General features: G+C 72.7%; 13 protein-coding genes and 1 other RNA gene. 9 read left to right on the top strand and 5 right to left on the bottom strand.

From position 1 onward, the window contains the following. The first annotated feature begins 20 nt into the window (after positions 1-20). Positions 21-115: signal recognition particle sRNA small type (gene ffs / locus BLW76_RS46880), an RNA gene on the top strand. 358 nt (positions 116-473) lie between these two features. On the opposite strand, the gene BLW76_RS46875 is transcribed toward ffs, so the two are convergent. Further along, positions 474-1,349: a spermidine synthase gene (locus BLW76_RS46875; protein ID WP_091319100.1), complete on the bottom strand. Its 876-nt coding sequence runs from the start codon at positions 1,347-1,349 to the stop codon at positions 474-476. Positions 1,350-1,405: 56 nt separating this feature from the next. Here BLW76_RS46875 and BLW76_RS46870 point away from each other — a divergent pair, with 56 nt between their 5' ends. Next, positions 1,406-2,968 carry an ALF repeat-containing protein gene (locus tag BLW76_RS46870; RefSeq protein ID WP_091319097.1) on the top strand — a complete coding sequence of 521 codons (1,563 nt, stop codon included), beginning with the start codon at positions 1,406-1,408 and terminating at the stop codon, positions 2,966-2,968. A 43-nt stretch (positions 2,969-3,011) separates the two neighbouring features. Further along, a complete protein-coding gene (locus BLW76_RS46865) occupies positions 3,012-5,324 on the top strand; it encodes a DNA polymerase III subunit gamma and tau (RefSeq protein ID WP_091319095.1) in 2,313 nt (770 codons plus the stop codon). A 168-nt stretch (positions 5,325-5,492) separates the two neighbouring features. Here the strand turns inward: BLW76_RS46865 and BLW76_RS46860 are convergent, their stop codons facing one another. Then, on the bottom strand, positions 5,493-6,344 hold the full coding sequence (locus BLW76_RS46860) for an N-acetylmuramoyl-L-alanine amidase (protein ID WP_208613516.1): 852 nt from the start codon (positions 6,342-6,344) through the stop codon (positions 5,493-5,495). A gap of 78 nt (positions 6,345-6,422) precedes the next feature. Here BLW76_RS46860 and BLW76_RS46855 point away from each other — a divergent pair, with 78 nt between their 5' ends. Continuing rightward, positions 6,423-6,782 (top strand): YbaB/EbfC family nucleoid-associated protein, encoded by a 360-nt coding sequence (locus BLW76_RS46855; RefSeq protein ID WP_013230627.1) that lies wholly within the window; start codon positions 6,423-6,425, stop codon positions 6,780-6,782. A 5-nt stretch (positions 6,783-6,787) separates the two neighbouring features. Next, complete coding sequence (recR, locus tag BLW76_RS46850; protein ID WP_091319092.1) at positions 6,788-7,384, top strand: recombination mediator RecR; 597 nt, start codon at positions 6,788-6,790, stop codon at positions 7,382-7,384. Positions 7,385-7,481: 97 nt separating this feature from the next. On the opposite strand, the gene BLW76_RS46845 is transcribed toward recR, so the two are convergent. Beyond that, complete coding sequence (locus tag BLW76_RS46845) at positions 7,482-7,991, bottom strand: glucosaminidase domain-containing protein (protein ID WP_091319090.1); 510 nt, start codon at positions 7,989-7,991, stop codon at positions 7,482-7,484. A gap of 57 nt (positions 7,992-8,048) precedes the next feature. Further along, the gene (locus BLW76_RS46840) at positions 8,049-9,146 is read right to left on the bottom strand and encodes a UDP-N-acetylglucosamine 2-epimerase (protein WP_091319088.1); all 1,098 of its coding nucleotides are present in this window, start codon (positions 9,144-9,146) and stop codon (positions 8,049-8,051) included. Between the two features lie 84 nt (positions 9,147-9,230). On the opposite strand from BLW76_RS46840, the gene BLW76_RS46835 reads away from it, so the two are divergent. After that, positions 9,231-10,250: a glycosyltransferase family 2 protein gene (locus BLW76_RS46835; protein WP_091319086.1), complete on the top strand. Its 1,020-nt coding sequence runs from the start codon at positions 9,231-9,233 to the stop codon at positions 10,248-10,250. Further along, positions 10,247-11,548 (top strand): lipopolysaccharide biosynthesis protein, encoded by a 1,302-nt coding sequence (locus tag BLW76_RS46830; protein ID WP_244170642.1) that lies wholly within the window; start codon positions 10,247-10,249, stop codon positions 11,546-11,548. The genes BLW76_RS46835 and BLW76_RS46830 overlap by 4 nt, the downstream gene beginning before the upstream one ends. A gap of 516 nt (positions 11,549-12,064) precedes the next feature. Here BLW76_RS46830 and BLW76_RS46825 read toward each other — a convergent pair. Next, the gene (locus BLW76_RS46825) at positions 12,065-14,125 is read right to left on the bottom strand and encodes a DUF6541 family protein (RefSeq protein ID WP_091319085.1); all 2,061 of its coding nucleotides are present in this window, start codon (positions 14,123-14,125) and stop codon (positions 12,065-12,067) included. A gap of 178 nt (positions 14,126-14,303) precedes the next feature. Between BLW76_RS46825 and BLW76_RS46820 the strand changes: the two genes are divergently transcribed. Together BLW76_RS46820 and BLW76_RS46815 are read left to right on the top strand one after the other, a co-directional pair. After that, positions 14,304-16,259 (top strand): DUF6541 family protein, encoded by a 1,956-nt coding sequence (locus BLW76_RS46820; protein WP_091319083.1) that lies wholly within the window; start codon positions 14,304-14,306, stop codon positions 16,257-16,259. Between the two features lie 68 nt (positions 16,260-16,327). Beyond that, entirely contained in the window at positions 16,328-17,029 is a 702-nt protein-coding gene (locus tag BLW76_RS46815) for a glycosyltransferase family 2 protein (protein WP_091320735.1), read from the top strand. The last annotated feature ends 1 nt before the right edge of the window (position 17,030 follow it).

Here is a 17,030-nt window from a genome sequence, read left to right as displayed (position 1 = left end):
CGGGGCCCGCTACACTAGGCGGCGGACCCCGCGCGGCGTCCACCCTGTGAACCTCCCCAGGGCCGGAAGGCAGCAAGGATAAGCAGGCTCTGGCGGGTGCGCGGGGTCCCCTTCTTTTCGGCTCCGGCTCTCGGGGCTTCGCCCCTTCGCCGGGCCTTCACTTCGTCCTTTTGCCCGGGGGCCGAGCCCCCGGACCCCCACGGTGCCTCTGGTTCGGCCTGGGAGGTCTGCCGTGGCTCCGCTTTGCCGCAGCTCCCGTGCTTGTGTGGGCTCCGCTTTGCCGCGGCTCCCGTGCTTGCGTGGGCCCGGCTTTGCCGCGGCTCCCGTGCTTGTGTGGGCCCGGCTTTGCCGCGGCTCCGGTGCTGCCGCGGCCCGCTCTTGCGCCCCAATGTGGCGTTGGTTGCGTTGGATGCACCCAATGTGGCGTTCGGTGCGTTCAACGCACCCAACGCCACATTGGGGCGCTTGGGGCCCTAGAACAAGCCCAGCACGTCGTCCGGGGGGCTCGGGGGTGGTGGGGTGTCCGCGTCCGTGATCGGCGCCGCCTTGCCTGCCAGTTTCCGCAGCTCTGCGCCGTGCACGCACCGCGCCGGGAACGCTGCCGACGCCGTCTTCTGCGCTATCTCCGCCGTCGGGAGGTCGCTCGCCGAGGCTGCCAGCACCAGGTTGCCGAAGCGGCGGCCGCGGAGCACTCCCGGGTCCGCCAGCAGCATCACCTGGGGGAAGACCTCGAGCAGCGTCGCCAGGAAGCGGCGGGCGAACGGGAGGCCCGCGCCGTCCGTGATGTTCGCCAGGTAGATGCCCGGGGCGCGCAGGAGGCCCGCGATCGCCGTTGTCGCCTCGAGCGTGGCCAGGCCGCCCGCCAGCGTGGCGCGCTCGAACGCGTCGACCACCACCAGGTCCGCCGAATCCTCCCGGCGCGTCGCGAGGCCCTCGCGGCCGTCCGTCACCCGGACGCGCAAGCCCGGCACCCGCAGTCCCAGCTGCGTGCGGACCAGCTCCACCAGGTCACCGTCGGCGTCGAACACCAGCTGGCGGGACCCCGGCCGCGACGCCGCGACGTACCGCGGCAGCGTGCACGCCGCCCCGCCGATGTGGAGCGCGTCCAGCGGGCCCGGCGGCAGCCGGTCGACCACGTCGCCGAACCGGCGGACGTAGTCGAACTCCAGGTGGGTGGGGTTGTCGAGGTCGACGTACGACTGCGCGACGCCGTCCACCGACACCAGCCAGGCGTTGCCGCGGTCGGCGTCGCGGACCAGCTCCGCCGTGCCGAACCGCACGGGGTAGCGCCCGGGCTCCGGCTCGGGCTTCCGCGTGCGGCTCACAGGCGTCGAGGTTATCGGAAACATTCCGGCGACCCCGGCGATAAGCAACCGGACGATCATCGATCGAGGGGGTTTTCACCGTGCGTGCAAACGCAGTAATCGTTGCCGCGGCACTCGCGGCCGGCGTCTTCGCGACGCCGGCGGCCGCGGACGTGCTGCCCGACCGGGCACAGGCCGTGGCGCTGCTGGAAACCGGCGGTCCCGGCGTGGCGCGGGCCGCCGAAACGGCGTTGCTCGGCTCGCCGGCCGACCTGCAGGCGTTCCTGGCCACCGGCCGACGGCAGGCGCAGATCGATGACGAGCGGGTCCTCGTCAGCCAGGCGCTCGCCACCGGCGGACCGGCCACCAGGCGCACCGCCCAGCAGGCCCTCTCCGGCACCCCGGACGACATCCGCGAGTACCTGGCGAACGGCCTGCAGCGCGCCCGGATCACCGACGACCGGCTCGCCGTCGGCCAGGCCATGGCCACCGGCGGCCCGACCGTCAACGCCCGTGCCCAGCAGGCCCTCGACGGCACCCCCGCCGACGTCCGGGCCTTCCTGGAGACCGGCCTGCAGCAGGCCAGGGACGTCGACGACCGGCTCACGGTCAACCAGGCCGTGGCCGACGGCGGCCCGGAGGTCAAGGCCGCCGCGCAGACCGCGCTCGACGGCACGCCGGATGACGTCCGGTACTTCCTGTCGCTGTGGCGGCAGGTCGCCACGAACAACGACGCAGAAGTCACCGCGGTCCGGCAGCAGCTGGACGCGGCCAAGGCGGCCAAGGCCGCCCACCGCATCCTGGCGGTGAAGATCGCCGCGGGAACCGCCCGGAAGATCGCCGCGGACGCGCGGACGGCGAACACCGACCGGCTCGCCGCCCAGCGGGACCGGAACCAGCAGGACGGCCGGGCCGCCGCCGCGGCCGACGCGGCCGCGCAGCAGCAGGCCAAGGAGGCCGCGGCGCGCGCCGCGCAGGCCAAGACCGACAACGACAAGCTGCTCGCCGACGCGGCCGACCCGGCGCTGACCGTGCCGAACGGCCGCAAGGCGTCGGTCTACCTGCTCCGCAACGGCGGTGCCGCGGTCGAGAACGCCGCCCGCGCCGCGCTGAGCGGCTCGGACGACGACGTCGTCACGTTCGTGCGCAGCGGTCTCGCCGTCGCGCAGGAGGCCGACGACCGGGCCGCCGTCGCGGCGATCGCGGCGGACCCGAAGGCCCGCCCCGGCCTGCGCCAGGCGGCTCGTGACGTGCTCGCCGGCCCGTACGCCGGGGTCGCCGCGCTGCTGCGCACCGGTGACTACCCGGGCCGGGACACCGACGACCGCATCGAGGTCAACCAGATCCTGGCGGCCGGCGGCCCGGCGACGAAGCCGGCGGCGCAGCGGGCGCTGGACGGCACCGTCGCGGACATCCGCGAGTTCCTGGCCCACGGCCGGTACACCGCGCACCTGATCGACCTGTCGGTGTACGCCACCCGGACGCTGGGGGAAGGCCCCGAGGTCGTCGCGGTCGCGCAGGGCGCCCTCGACGGTCCCGACTCGGGCCTGCAGCGCTACCTGGACGTCGAGCTGCCCAAGGCGCGGGCGCGTGACGCGTTCACCGCGGCGCACGTCACCAAGGTGAACGCTCTGGTCGCCGAAACGGCGGCCCTGGTCTCCTGACCGCACGGCGAAGGTTGTCGGACCCTGCCGGTACCCTCGCGAGGTGGCTCTCGCGCTGTACCGCAAGTACCGTCCGGCGACCTTCGCCGAGGTCGTCGGTCAGGAGCATGTGACCGATCCTCTCCGCACGGCGCTGTCCGCCGGGCGGATCAACCACGCCTACCTCTTCTCGGGGCCGCGCGGCTGCGGCAAGACGTCCAGCGCGCGCATCATGGCGCGCTCGCTGAACTGCGCCAAGGGCCCGACGCCGGACCCGTGCGGCGAGTGCAACTCGTGTCGCGCGCTGGCGCCCGAGGGGCCGGGCAGCGTCGACGTCACGGAGCTGGACGCGGCGAGCCACGGTGGTGTCGACGACGCCCGCGAGCTGCGCGACAAGGCCTTCTACGCGCCCGCCGAGTCGCGCTACCGCGTGTTCATCATCGACGAGGCGCACATGGTCACCACGCAGGGCTTCAACGCCCTGCTGAAGATCGTGGAAGAGCCGCCCGAGCACGTCATCTTCATCTTCGCGACGACCGAGCCGGACAAGGTGCTCACCACCATCCGCTCGCGCACGCACCACTACCCGTTCCGGCTGATCCCGCCGAGTTCGATGCGCAGCCTGCTGGAGCGCAACATCGCGGCCGAGGGCGTCGAGGTCGAGCCGGCGGTGTACCCGCTGGTCATCCGCGCGGGCGGTGGCTCGGCGCGTGACACGCAGTCGGTGCTCGACCAGCTGCTGGCCGGCGCCGGGCCGGAAGGCGTTTCGTACGCGCGGGCGGTCGCGCTGCTGGGCGTCACCGACGTCGCGCTGATCGACGACATGGTCGACGCGCTCTCGACCGAGGACGCGGCGACGGTGTTCGGCACGGTCGAGAAGCTGACGGAGGCGGGCCACGACCCGCGCCGGTTCGCGACCGACCTGCTCGACCGGCTGCGCGACCTGGTGCTGCTGCGCGCGGTGCCGGAGTCCGCGGGCGGGCTGGTGTCCGCGCCGGAGGAGGAGCTCTCGCGGATGGTCGCGCAGGCCGAGCGGATCGGCCTCGCCACCCTCTCGCGCTACGCCGACATCGTCCACAGTGGACTCCTGGAGATGCGGGGCGCGACGTCGCCGCGGCTCGTGCTCGAGCTGCTGTGCGCGCGGATGCTGCTGCCTTCGGTGACGGACGCGGAGAAGGCGCTGCTGGCGCGGATCGAGCGCCTGGAGCGCCGGGCGACCGTGGCCGGCGGGGGAGGCGCGCCGGCCGAGGGTGGCGTGGAGCCGCCGGTGCGGGCGGCGCCGGAACGCGAGTTCTCGAGGCCTTCGCAGCGCTCGGCGCCGGCGGGCCCGCCGCCGGTGCCCGAGCCGGTCAAGGCGCCCGGACGGCCCGCCGCGGCTCAGCCGGGTGACGGCGGTTGGGGGAGCCCGCGCACACCGGGTGGTGGCACGGCCGCCGCTGCTGCCGCGGCAACCCAGGCTCCGGGCAGCGGCACCTCGGTCCAGGCTCCGGGCAGCGGCACTCCGACTCGGGGCAGCGGCACCTTGGCAGCGGCTTCGGGTGGCGGCGCCTCGGCCCCGGCTTCAGGTGGCGGCACCTCGGCCCCGGCTCCGGGCAGCGGCACTCCGGCCTCGGGTGGCGGCAGCTCGGCGGCTGCGGCGGCCCAGGCTCCGGCCGCGGCAGCCTCGGCGCCCGCTCAGTCCGGCGACGGCTGGGGTGCGGTGCGCACGCCCGGCGGCGGCACGTCGGCTCCGGCTGCCGCCGAGAGCGGCGCGCCCGCCTCGGCGCCGGAAGCCGCGCCCGCGGCGTCGGGCGCGCTGGACGCCGCCGGGATCCGGAACATCTGGCCGCAGCTGATGACCGCGTTGCGCAAGTTCACCGGTGGCCGCAGCCTCGAGGCGATGCTGACGCAGGCGACGGTGGCGAGCGTCGAGGGCAACGCCGTGACGCTGACCCACAAGTCCGAGCCGCTGGCCCGCCGCCTCTCCGACCAGGACAACGCCCGCAAGATCGCCGGCGCCCTGACCGACGTCCTGGGCGGCGACTGGCAGGTCCGCTGCGTCCACGGCACCGCCCCGGCGGCCGCGCCCGCCGCCCGTCCCCAGCCGGCGGCACCCGCGCCGGAGCGGTCGTTCACGCGCCAGTCGGCGGCGGCCGCGGCACCCGCCGAGGCGCCCGCCCGCCCGGCGACCCCGCCCCCACCGGCGCGGCCCAAGGTCACGACGACCGAGCCGGACATCCCGCTGCCCCCGGAACCCTCCGACGAGGACGACGAGGACCTCTACAACGAGGACGCCAGCCCGGCCCCGCCGCCGCCCCCACCCCCGCCGGACCAGGACCCGGACGAGGTGGCCCGCAAGCTCCTCTCCGAGCACCTCGGCGCCCGCCCCCTCGACTGAACCGGACCGCGTCGACCCCCGGATCACGCGTGTCGACCCCCGGATCACGCGTGTCGTCCGTCCAGGCACGCGAGTTCGCCGTTCCGGTACCCGCCGAGCGTGCGGGAAAGGTCGACTCGCGTGATCGAAGGGTCGACACGCGTGATCAGGCGGACGACACGGCGGGGGTCAGGCAGCCAGGTAGGCCTCGATGGCCGCGGCGATGGCCGACGCGTACTGCTGGCGGCCGTCCGCGCTGGTCATGCGGGCCGCCTCCGTGGCGTTGCGCATGTTGCCGCACTCGACCAGGGCCGCTGGGCGCGTCGAGAGGTTGAGGCCGGCCAGGTCCGCGCGGGGGGACAGGCCGTTCGCGCCGATGTAGTTCGCCGTGCCGAAGCCGCTCGCGCGCATCGTGTCGCGCAGAGTCTGGGCCAGCCGCGTCGACGGTGCCCCCTGCGCGGCGTTCAGCGGCGGTGCCGAGTACGCGACGTGGAAGCCGTTCGCCCCGGCCGCTTCCGAGCCGTCGGCGTGGATGGAGACGACCGCGTCGGCGGCCGCCTCGTTGCCGATCGCCGCCCGGCGGTCGACGCAGGGGCCGACGCCCGTGTCGTCCTGCCGCGTGTAGACCACGCGGATTCCCTTGTCCGCCAGCAGCTTTCCGACCCGCTGGGCGACGTCGAACGTGAACGCGTGCTCCGGGTAACCCGCGTTGGTCGCGGTGCCGGTCGTGTTGCACGGCTTGGTCTGCCCGCGCCCGGCAGGCACCTGGCGGTTGATCTCCGCCGGGTGGGCGCCGTTGCCGCCGTTGTGCCCGGGATCGAGCACGACGACCTTCCCAGCCCCCGCTGACGAGGGCGAGGGCGAGGGCGACGGCGACGGCGCGACCGAAGAAGGCGACGGTGTGGGCGTGGGCGTGGCAGAGGCAGTGGTGACCACCGGGACGGGTGGAGGCGCAGCCGCCGGAGCGTCGTCGGAGCAGCCGGTGAGCAGCAGGGCACCGGCCAGCAGCAGGGGGACAGTCGCGCGTCGCACGGCGACCACGGTGCCACAGCCCGGCACTTCGCGTGGCGCGACTACCCTGGTGGGGACACAGGCGTGCAGAGAGGACCGAGTGCGATCATGGCCCAACCCGGCGGCGGCTTCGACCTTTCCCAGCTGATGCAGCAGGCGCAGCAGATGCAGCAGAAGCTCGTCGAGGCCCAGGAAGAGCTGGCCAACACCGAGGTCACCGGCACGGCCGGCGGCGGACTGGTCACCGCGACCGTCTCCGGTGACAGCCAGCTGAAGAGCCTGCAGATCGACCCGAAGGTGGTCGACCCGGACGACGTCGAGACGCTGTCCGACCTGATCGTCGCGGCGGTGCGCGACGCCTCGGCGAGCGCGCAGAAGCTCACCGAGCAGAAGCTCGGCCCGCTGGCCGGCGGGCTCGGCGGCGGTGGCGGCATGCCGGACCTCGGCAGCCTCGGCTTCGGCGGCTGACGAACTTGTACGAAGGTGTCGTCCAGGACCTGATCGACGAGCTCGGGCGCCTGCCCGGGGTCGGGCCGAAGAGCGCCCAGCGGATCGCGTTCCACCTGCTGGCCGCGGATCCGGCGGACATCTCGCGGCTGCAGGACGTCCTCGGCAAGGTCAAGGAGGGCGTGCAGTTCTGCGAGATCTGCGGCAACGTCTCCGAGCAGCCGACGTGCCGCATCTGCCGCGACGAGCGCCGCGACCTCACGGTCATCTGCGTGGTCGAGGAGCCGAAGGACGTCCTGGCGGTCGAGCGCACCCGCGAGTTCAAGGGCCGCTACCACGTCCTGGGCGGCGCGCTCGACCCGCTGTCGGGCATCGGCCCGGAACAGCTGCGGATGCGTGAGCTCCTCAAGCGCATCGGCGAGGCGGACATCAAGGAGATCATCATCGCCACGGACCCCAACACGGAGGGCGAGGCAACGGCGACGTACCTGGTCCGCATGCTGCGCGACTTCCCGGGCCTGAGCGTGACGCGGCTGGCGTCGGGGCTGCCGATGGGCGGTGACCTGGAGTTCGCGGACGAGCTGACGCTGGGCCGCGCCCTGTCGGGCCGCCGTGTCCTCTGATGTGCTGCCGGTCCGGACGCTCCTCCTGATCGGGCGGGCGCGGAAGGCGGAGCTGGCCGACGTCCTGGACTGCGCCGAGCCGGGTTCTTCGAGCAGCTCACCGGTCGAAGCGGCGCAGGTCGTACAAGTCCATCAGCCTGATCACCTTGTTCGCGTACTCCGGGTCGGTGGCGTACTTCCGCGCCACCGCCCGGATGAACGCGTCCGGATCCTTCCGCATCGGCAGCGCCGCCGCGTAGTTCGGTGACGTCGTCAGCAGGCGGCCGTAGTCGCGGAACGAGTCGTCGATCGAGGCGTACGAGCGGAAATACGCGTCCACCGGGTGGCACGGTGCCGGGACGCACTCCGTTGTCGGGTACGACACGCAGCGCAGGGCGATCGGTCCCGGGCTCGTCGGGGTCACGCACTTGAAGCCGAAGTAGTTCCGCTCGGCCGTGGACAGCTTGCTGCGACCCCAGTTCGACTCGAGGATCGACTGCGCCACCGTCACCGACGCCGGGATGTCGTACGCCGCGTTGATCGCCGTTGCGATCGGGTGCACCTCGTTGACGTACGACTCCTGGTAACCCGAAGTCAGCAGCAGGGCCGCCAGTCCGATGTGGATCATGGCGACACTTTGCCCGGGTCACCGCCGGAAAAACCGGCGGTCACCCGGACGAAGGACTCAGCAGTAGCCGAGCTGGGCCAGCGTGTCGACGACGATCTCGGACGGGTGGTACTTGTCCATCCAGGACTCGCCACGCCGGTTCTGGTACGTGTCGAGGAAGTTCTGCAGCTTGTCGCCGCGCATCTCCGTCAGCACGACCGTCTCGCCGAGGTGCTGCGGCGTCTCCGTGCGCTCGCGGTGCACCGCGCACGGCAGGCCCAGGTAGTAGCACTCCGCCGAAAGACCACCCGAATCGGTGACGACGTACTCGGCGCGGGCCACCAGCGGCAGGAACTTCAGGTAGCGCATCTTCGGCTGGACGATGAACTGGTCGTCGAAGATGTTCCCGATGCCCAGCGAGCGGATCTTCTCGCGCTCCGGCGCGCCGGCCATGTACAGGATCGGCATCTTGCGGCTCTGCTCGCGCAGGATCTCCAGCGCCTCGCGGTACTTGTCCGGGCGCGAAACCAGCTCGAAGCGGTGCAGCGTGGCCAGGCCGAACTTCTCCGGCAGGTTCGGCACGTCGAGCGGCCCGTTGATGGCCAGGCGCATCGCGTCGATCGCCGTGTTCGCCTCGGTGTCGACGACCACACCGCGGGCGTTGCGGAGGTTGTTGACCTCGCGGATGCTCGGCGCGAAGTGGATGTCGACGATCTTCGCCGCGATCTTGCGGTTCAGCTCCTCCGGCAGCGGCGAGAGGATGCTGCCCGACCGCGCGCCCGCCTCGACGTGGCCGACGCGGGACTTGAGGATCCGCTTGCCGATCAGCGAGCCGTACGGCGTGGTGAACGTGTCGCCGTGCACCAGCACCAGCGGGGGACGGCCGTCCTCGGTCAGCGCGGCGCGCAGCTCCTGGCGGCGGCTCCACGCCGTCCGCAGCACCTGCGCGGCCCAGCCCGGCACCTGGGCGGGCGACTCGAGGTTGTGCGCCTTGTCCTCCGGCACCAGCCAGACGTCCGGCTCCGGCATGTTCAGGTCCGCGAGGACGTCGGCGACCTCGTCGACGTGCTGGGCGGTGAACCAGATCTTCGGCCGCATCCCGCGCTCGCGGATCCCGTGGTAGACGGGCGCGATCTTGATCAGTTCCGCGGTGGTGCCGAGAATGAAGGAAATCACCAGAGGAGCCCATTTCAGGTCGGGTGCGGTGGCGTAAGGATACTGGCCGACCCGGCGCGGGGGCCGCCGGGTAGCCTCGGCACGGTGAGTGCGAACCCGCTCCTCCCCTCGCTCAGCGTCGTGATCCCGGTCTACAACGAGCAGGACTGGATCGAACGCAGTGTCGGCGCGCTGCTCGCCTCGGCCTCGGCCGCGAGCTGGCCGATCGAGGTCGTCGTGGTCGACGACGGCAGCACCGACGCCACGCCCTCGCGCCTCGACGACCTGCGCGAACGCCACGGCATCACGGTCCTGAGCCAGGCCAACTCCGGCCGGTTCGAGGCGCGGCGGGCCGGCATCGCCAAGTCGTCCGGCGAGTGGGTCGCGCTGCTCGACAGCCGCGTCATCGTCGACGAGCACACCCTGACGTTCCTGCGCGACCAGCTCGTCGAGCACCCCGAGCGCGCGGTCTGGAACGGCCACATCAACGTCGCGTCCGAGCACAACCCGTACGCCGGGTTCATGGCCGGCCTGGTCAAGGTGCCCTGGCGCAAGTACTGCGCGAACCCGCGGCTGATGTCGTACGGCATCGAGGAGTTCGACGTCTACCCGAAGGGCACGACGTTCTTCTGCGCTCGCCGCGGCCTCCTCGAGGGCTCGGTGACGGCGTTCGCGTCGCTGTTCGACGACATCCGCTTCGCCAGCGACGACACCCGCATGCTGCGCTGGATCGCCGAGCGCGAGCGGATCTGGCTGGCCCCGGAGCTGTCGGCCACCTACAACGGGCGCGACTCGTTCAAGAAGTTCACGCAGCAGGCCTACTTCCGCGGCACGACCTACGTGGACTCCTACATCGCTTCGCCCGGCCCGGCCCGCAACGCCCTGTTCGGCGCGCTCGCGGCCGGGGTCGTCGGCCTGGTCTTCGCGGCGAAGAAGCCGAAGACGACGCTGGCCGCCGGTGTCCTCGGCGCGGTCGCGGCGGGCGAGGTCGTCAAGAAGTGCGGCGCGACCGGCCCCGAGGCCCGCGCGGTGACGAAGCTGCTGCCGGTGTTCGCCGGGGGCTTCGGCGCCGGTGTCCTGCGTGGGCTGGCGATGGCCGTGCGCGCGCAGCTCCGCCGCCGATGAGCGCCGACGTGGACACCCCAGTGGACACGCCGGCCGCCGCGCGCAGCGGACGCACGACCGCGGGCAGCCTCGGCGGCTCGCTGATCGTGTCCATCGGCCTCGGCTACCTGCTCACGGTCGCCTGCCAGCGGCTGCTGCCGCCGCAGGAGTACGCCGTCTTCGTCACGTTCTGGGGCCTGGTGATGGGCCTCGGCAGCACGCTTTCCCCGCTCGAACAGGAGCTGTCGCGCCAGTCGGCGGTCGCCGCGCTCGACGGCGGCAAGGCGGGCCGCCCGGCGCTGCGGGCGGTCGCGGTCGGCGTGTTCGTCGCGGCCGCGTTCTCGCTCGCGCTGCTGATCCCGCCGGTCAACGAGAAGCTGTTCCACGGCCAGTGGTCGCTGGCGGTGATCGTGCTGGCCGGTGGCGTCGCGTTCGCCTGCCAGTTCGGCACGCGCGGGCTGCTCATCGGCCAGCACAAGGTGAAGGCCTTTTCGCTGCTCGTGATCGCCGAGCCGGCGGTGCGCGCGCTGATCCTGGGTGTCCTGTTCGTCTCGGTGGCCTACAACGTCGTCTCGCTGGCGATCGCGGTCGCGGCGGGCTCGTTCGCCTGGCTGCTGTTCGCCCGCCCGGCCCGGCAGCTGGTCGACTTCCGGGTCGAGGGCGACGGCTGGGGCGTGACGACCCGCCGCATGAGCATGCTGCTGGTCGGCGCGGCCCTGACGGCGGCGGTGATCACGGGCTACCCGGCCCTGGTCGGCCTCCTGGCCCCGGGCGGCGACGGCGACCGCGTCGGAGCGCTGTTCGCGGCCCTGGTCATCGCGCGCCTCCCGCTGACGCTGATCGGCCCGGTCCAGTCGCTGGCGGTGCCGTTCGTGGTCCGGCTGTCGGTGACGCCGGAGGGCCGCCACCGGCTGCGCCGCGTCCTGGCCCTCGGCGCGGCGGCGTCGCTGGTCCTGGCGGCGTTGGGTGCACTGGTGGGGCTGTGGCTGGGCCCGTGGGCGGTCCGGTTCGTGAGCGGCCCGGGCTACGACATCGACGGCTGGTCGGTGGCGGGGCTGGTGTGGTCATCGGTGCTGCTGGTGCCGATGCAGCTGCTCACGGCGGTGCTGGTGGCGCGTACGCAGGCGAAGCTGGTGCTGGCGACCTGGGCGATCGTGACGGGGACGGCGTCGCTGGTCCTGCTGTTCCTGCCGGGCGACACGGTGTTCCGCGCGGTGGTCGCGCTGGCGGTGGCACCGACGCTGGGCCTGGCGGTGGTGCTCGCGTTCGTGCTCCGGCGCGCGCCGGAGCCGGTCGAGTCCGAAGCGGACGCTGCCTGAAGGTTCCTCCCGTCGTGAACGGAACGCTGAGGCCCATAACCGGCAACCCCACCCAGACCCCCTGCCACCCCGTTGCGAAGCCAAGAACCCGTCCGTAGTCACAATCAGGCTTCGGGGTGGAGGGTCGACCAACAACAACTTCGCCGGAACCCGCCTGAGGCTGGCCTAAGCCTTGGCCGGTGCCGTGAGTGGTAAGCCCCGGCTGCGGCGTGGGTGCCGGTTCGAGGCGGGCAAAGACGGCCCAGCTCAGGGCCCGCCCTCCCTGGGGGTCCGTCCCCGCTTCAGCCTATCGGCCGCGCCCGACCAAAACCCGTGCCGAGTAGCCGCCCGCGCCGCCTTGTCCACACCCCGGCCCCGTTGTGGAAAGGCGGCAGCTGTGGACAGGCTGCAGCCCTGTTGTGAAGGGTGGCCGCCGTGCTGTGGGCAGGCGGCAGCCGAGTTGCGGAAAGGCGGCAGTCGAACAGCAGCCGCGTGGGCCGGCAGAGTGCTGACTCACGACCAGCCGCGGCCGAAGCCTCAGCCGCGGGGCGGGGTCTGCGGCAGGTCCAGCCGGTACACGCTCACGGTCCCCGAGCTGAACTCCTTCGTCAGCCCCGGCAACCCCTGCAACCGGCTCAACCCCGGCGCCAGGCTGTACGTCAGCTTCCCCGTCCAGTGGTGCCCGTCCGTGCCCACCGTCGGCGCCGAGGTGTCCACGTACACCCAGCGGACGTTCTTGGCCCGCAGAATGCTCTGGACCTCCGGATCCTCCGGGTAGTAGTTGAACATCGCCAGCAGCGTGATGTTGTCCTGGATGGGGCTGTGGCCGTCCGGGACGATGTTGAGGATCGGCAGGTCGTAGTCGACGTACAACAGCGTCGAGCCGTCGTTCGCGTTGTTGAGGATCGTCTCGCCCGGGGCCGCGTGCTCGTGCAGCCACTTGGCCGCCGCGTCGTCGGCGGCGTCGTAGCGGACGAACTGCGGGGCCGCGTAGCGCTGGCTCAGTGACAGCGCGCCCGTGTTCATGTAGCCGCGGAACGACGTCACCGTCAGCGCGCCCAGCAGCACCACGATCAGCCCGTACGCCACCGCCGGCCGGAACCGCGCCGGGACCGGGTTGCGCTTCTGCACCGCGACGACGAGCAGCCCCAGCGCCACGAACAGGACCCCCGCCAGAACCGGGATCAGCAGGTAGACGTGGGTGTCGAGGCGGTTGGCGACGCGGTAGTAGTAGCGGCCGATCATCGCGCCGAAGCCCGAGTTGGGCGAGTAGTGGAAGCTCACCATGACCGTCGCCCAGAACAGCCAGGCCGTGAGCAGTGGCCACGCGCGCCGCGAAAGCACCGCCGCGACGACGCCCGCCAGGCCCAGCAGGCCGAGCACCAGCTGGCCCATCGTGCCGCTCGGGTCGAAGTAGCCGCCGTACGGCAGGCGGGCGACCAGCTCGAACGACGCACCCAGCTGGCTGCCGCGGATGTTGGCAGGCGCGTCGACCACCGAGCCGTTGCCGAGCCGCAGGAGCGCCAGCACGTCGGGGATGATCAGGACGACGGCGACCACGCCCGCCAGCACCAGCGGCAGCAGCGCGCGGACGAACGCGAGCCTGCCCGCCTTGGTGAACAGCAGGCCGATCATGGCCGCGACCGTCGTCAGCGCGACCGAGGTCAGCGCGCTCGGGTGCAGGTTGAACGCACCCGCGGCGGCGACGCCGACCAGCACCGCACGGCCCCAGTTGCGCTTGCCGATCACCAGCATCACCGCGACGAGCCCGGGCATCAGCGTCATCGCGGCCGCGTTCGGCAGCACGCCGCCGTCGTGGGCGAAGGCGATGCCGGGGCGGTACAGCTGCACGGAGACCAGCGCCGCGACGCCGGCGGCGAGCTCGACCCAGCCGCGGCCGAGCCGGCCGTGGCGGAGCACCGCCGCGGTGAGGGCGGCCACCGACAGCGGCAGCACGACCACCGTGAACGCGACCGTCGCCAGGTTCAGCGACAGCATCGTGTCGCCGAAGATGTCGGTGATCAGCGCGCAGATGCCGGTGAAGCCGGGCGGGTAGAACTGGACGTTCGTGTCGTGGATGACGTCGATCGGCAGGACCTGCCAGGGCGCGGCCTTGCCGGTGAAGTGCGTGAAGGCGGTCAGCACGGCGTGCGTGACCGTGTCGTGCTCCTGGGTCGGCGTCTGCCACGACCCGAGGCCCTTGTGCCACATCCGGACGCCGAGGCCGACCCCGGCGACGGCGATGAGCGCGCCCAGCACCTGGGCCACCAGCCCCGCGCGGCCGGTCAGCGTGCGCAGCCGCGGGTCCTCGGCGGGCTCGACCGGCTCGGCGGCCGGGCGACGGCGGCGGACCAGCCACCGCACCCCGCCGAGCACCAGCAGGACGACCACGAGCGCGATGACGGCCGTCAGCAGGCCGAAGCGAATGCCGGTGACCCCCGTGAAAAGGGACAGCAACAGGACGAACCCGGTGGTCAACGGCGCCGAAAGGCCCGCGAGCCACAACCGTTCGCGTACGCCGGTGACCACGAGGATCGAGAATCCCGGGAACAGAACCACGAGGACGCCCACAGCCAGCCGGACAGCTTCGGACAGCATGCTTTCTCCGATCAACAAAGCCGCCAACGCCGCGAGTCTATGGGTGACCGCGGTCCGCCCAAGACGCGGGTGACCAGCCAGCTGACGTGCGCGGTAGCGTGGCCGCGGCCTTGCGAACGGTGTTCGCCGCGGCGCGCGGCCGTTCCGGGGCCCGGCACGGCGAAAATGAGGTGGGAGAATGGGTTTTCTGCTCGTTCTGGCCGCATTCTGGCTGCCGGGCGCGGTTTTCGGAGCGGCGATCGGCCTGCGCGGCTGGACGCTCGGCGCGGCGGCGCCGGTGCTCACGTTCGGGATCGTGGCCCTCGGCATCCCCCTGCTCGGCGGCACGGGCATCCGGTGGACCGCGCTCTCGGTGACACTGTGGACGCTCGTGGTGTCGGCCGCCGGCTTCGCGGTCACCTGGGCCGTGGCCCGGTTCACCCGGCGGCCGGAGTCCGGCAGCGAGCGCCCGCGGTGGTCGTGGCGCGCGCACGCCTTCACGGCGCTCGGCGTCGCCGCCGGCATGGGCGTCGGCGCGCTCACGGTCCTGCGCGGCATCCCGGCGCCCGGCACGGTCAACCAGGACTGGGACGCCGCGTTCCACGCGAACCTCGTCCGCTGGATCGCGGAGACCGGCGACGCGCGCCCGTCGACCGTCGGCACCATCGCGAACCTGCCGGCCGAGCCGCACTACTTCTACCCGGACACCTACCACGCGCTGCTCGCCCCGCTGTTCGGCAAGGGCGGGCTGACCGTGATGCCGCTGCTGAACTTCGCGTCCATCGCCGTCACCTTCGCGGTGCCGCTCGGCGTGGCCGCGATGTGCCGCGCGTGGCGGCTGCCGCCGGTGACGGCCGCCGCGGCCGCCGTCGCCTCCGCCTGCTTCACCTCGTTCCCCTACGACCTGTTCTGGCACGGCCCGGTCTGGCCGTACGCCGCCGGCGTCGCCCTGGTCCCGGCCATGCTCGCGGTGGTCCGCCTGCTGCTCGAGCCGGGCGGCGCGACCGGCCCGCTGGCCGTCGGGGTCGGGGTCGCCGGGCTCGCGGCGCTGCACACGAGCGTCGTGTTCGTGCTCGCCGTCTACTGCGTCCTGATCCTGGCCGCCGTGCTCTTCGGGTTCGAGCCGATCGAGTGGCGGCGGGCCTGGCCGTCGCTGGTGGCGGCCGCGGTGCTCGCCGCCGGGCTCGGCCTGCCCCAGGTGCTGCCCTCGCTCTACAACGCCGGCGGCGTCACGGCCGCGGTCTGGCCGAACGCGGCGACCATGACCGGCGCGGTGGGGCAGGCGGTCACGTTCTCGCCGATGGCGAACTTCCCGCAGTGGTGGCTCGGCCTGCCCGCCATCGTCGGCGTGTTCCTGCTGGCCCGGCACCGGCGGGTGGTCTGGCTGATCGCGGCGTACGTCGTGCTCGGCGGCCTGTACGCGGCGACGGTGTCCATGGAGAACGGCCTGGTCCACCTGCTCAGCGGGCCGTTCTACAACGACAACTACCGGCTCGCCGCGCTGCTGCCGATGATCGGCGCGGTCGGTTTCGGCGAGTTCGTCCACACGGCGACGGCGTGGTTCGCGGCGAAGGTCCGGCCCCGGCTGCCGAAGCTGCACCCGGCCGCGCCCGTCCTGGCCGGCGTGGTGCTGCTGGCGGCGGTGATCGGCGGGTTCAGCCGCGGGTACGTGTACCTCAACTCCGTCCACGTGAACATCGCCTACCGCGGCTTCCCCGCGGTGAGCGCGGACGAGGAGACGGCGTTCGCCTGGCTGGCGCAGCACACCGTGCCCGGCGAGCGCGTGCTGAACGACCGCCTCGACGGCTCGGTCTGGATGTACGCGCTGCGGGGGGTGAAGCCGACCCAGTGGAACTACTACGGCGCCCCGCGCACCAGCGACGTCGGCTACGTCAGCGCGTTCGCGAACCGGCTGGAGAGCGACCCGAAGGCCCGGCAGATCCTGCGGGAGCTCAAGGTCCGCTACGCCTTCGTCGGCCAGGGCAACGCCGTTCCCGACCAGCGCAACGACGCCGGGCTCCAGCACCTGGACACCACACCCGGGTTCAAGCTGGTCTACCGCAACGCCGGTGCCTCGATCTACGAGATCGCCGGCCAGCAGGACGTGGTCGCGGCGGGCGCCGCACCCGGGTCCGCGGCCGGTGACGCGAAGTGAAGGGATAAAGTGATCCCGTGTCAACGACCCCGGCGACCACGGTGACCAGCCGCCGCGTGCTCATCGTGATGCCCGCCCTCAACGAATCGGCGAGTGTCGCGTCGGTCATCGAGCACGTGAAGCGCGCGATTCCGGCCGTCGACCTGCTCGTCGTCGACGACGGCTCGGTCGACGACACCGCCAAGCTGGCCCGTGCCGCGGGCGCCGAGGTGGCCCGGCTCGCCGTGAACCTCGGGGTCGGCGGCGCGATGCGCACCGGCTTCCGCTACGCCGCCGCCCGCGGGTACGACGTCGTCGTGCAGGTGGACGCCGACGGCCAGCACGACCCGGACGAGCTCGACGCGCTGCTGCGCGGCCTGGACGACGCCGACATCGTGATCGGCTCCCGGTTCGCGGGCAAGGGCGCGTACAAGGCCAGCGGGCCGCGCAAGTACGCCATGGTCGCGCTGTCGATCGTGTTCTCGCGGCTGGCGAAGACCCGCCTCACCGACGTCACGTCGGGCTTCAAGGCGATGGGGCCGCGCGCGATCCGGCTGTTCGCCGGCTACTACCCGGCCGAGTACCTCGGCGACACGGTCGAATCGCTGGTCATGGCCATCCGGGCCGAGCTGACCATCAAGGAGATCCCGGTCATCATGCGCGAGCGCGCGGGCGGCACGCCCAGCCACTCGCCCGTCAAGTCGGCCGTCTACCTGGGCCGCGCCGGGCTCGCGCTGCTGCTCGCGCTGGTCCGCCGCCGCCCCGCGGTCGACTCCTCGGACTCGGCTTAAG

Origin of the sequence: Amycolatopsis tolypomycina, from assembly GCF_900105945.1 — a bacterium.
Lineage (GTDB): Bacteria > Actinomycetota > Actinomycetes > Mycobacteriales > Pseudonocardiaceae > Amycolatopsis > Amycolatopsis tolypomycina.
Note: the sequence above shows the minus strand (reverse complement) of the source record. Positions and strands in the feature narration are given on the sequence as shown.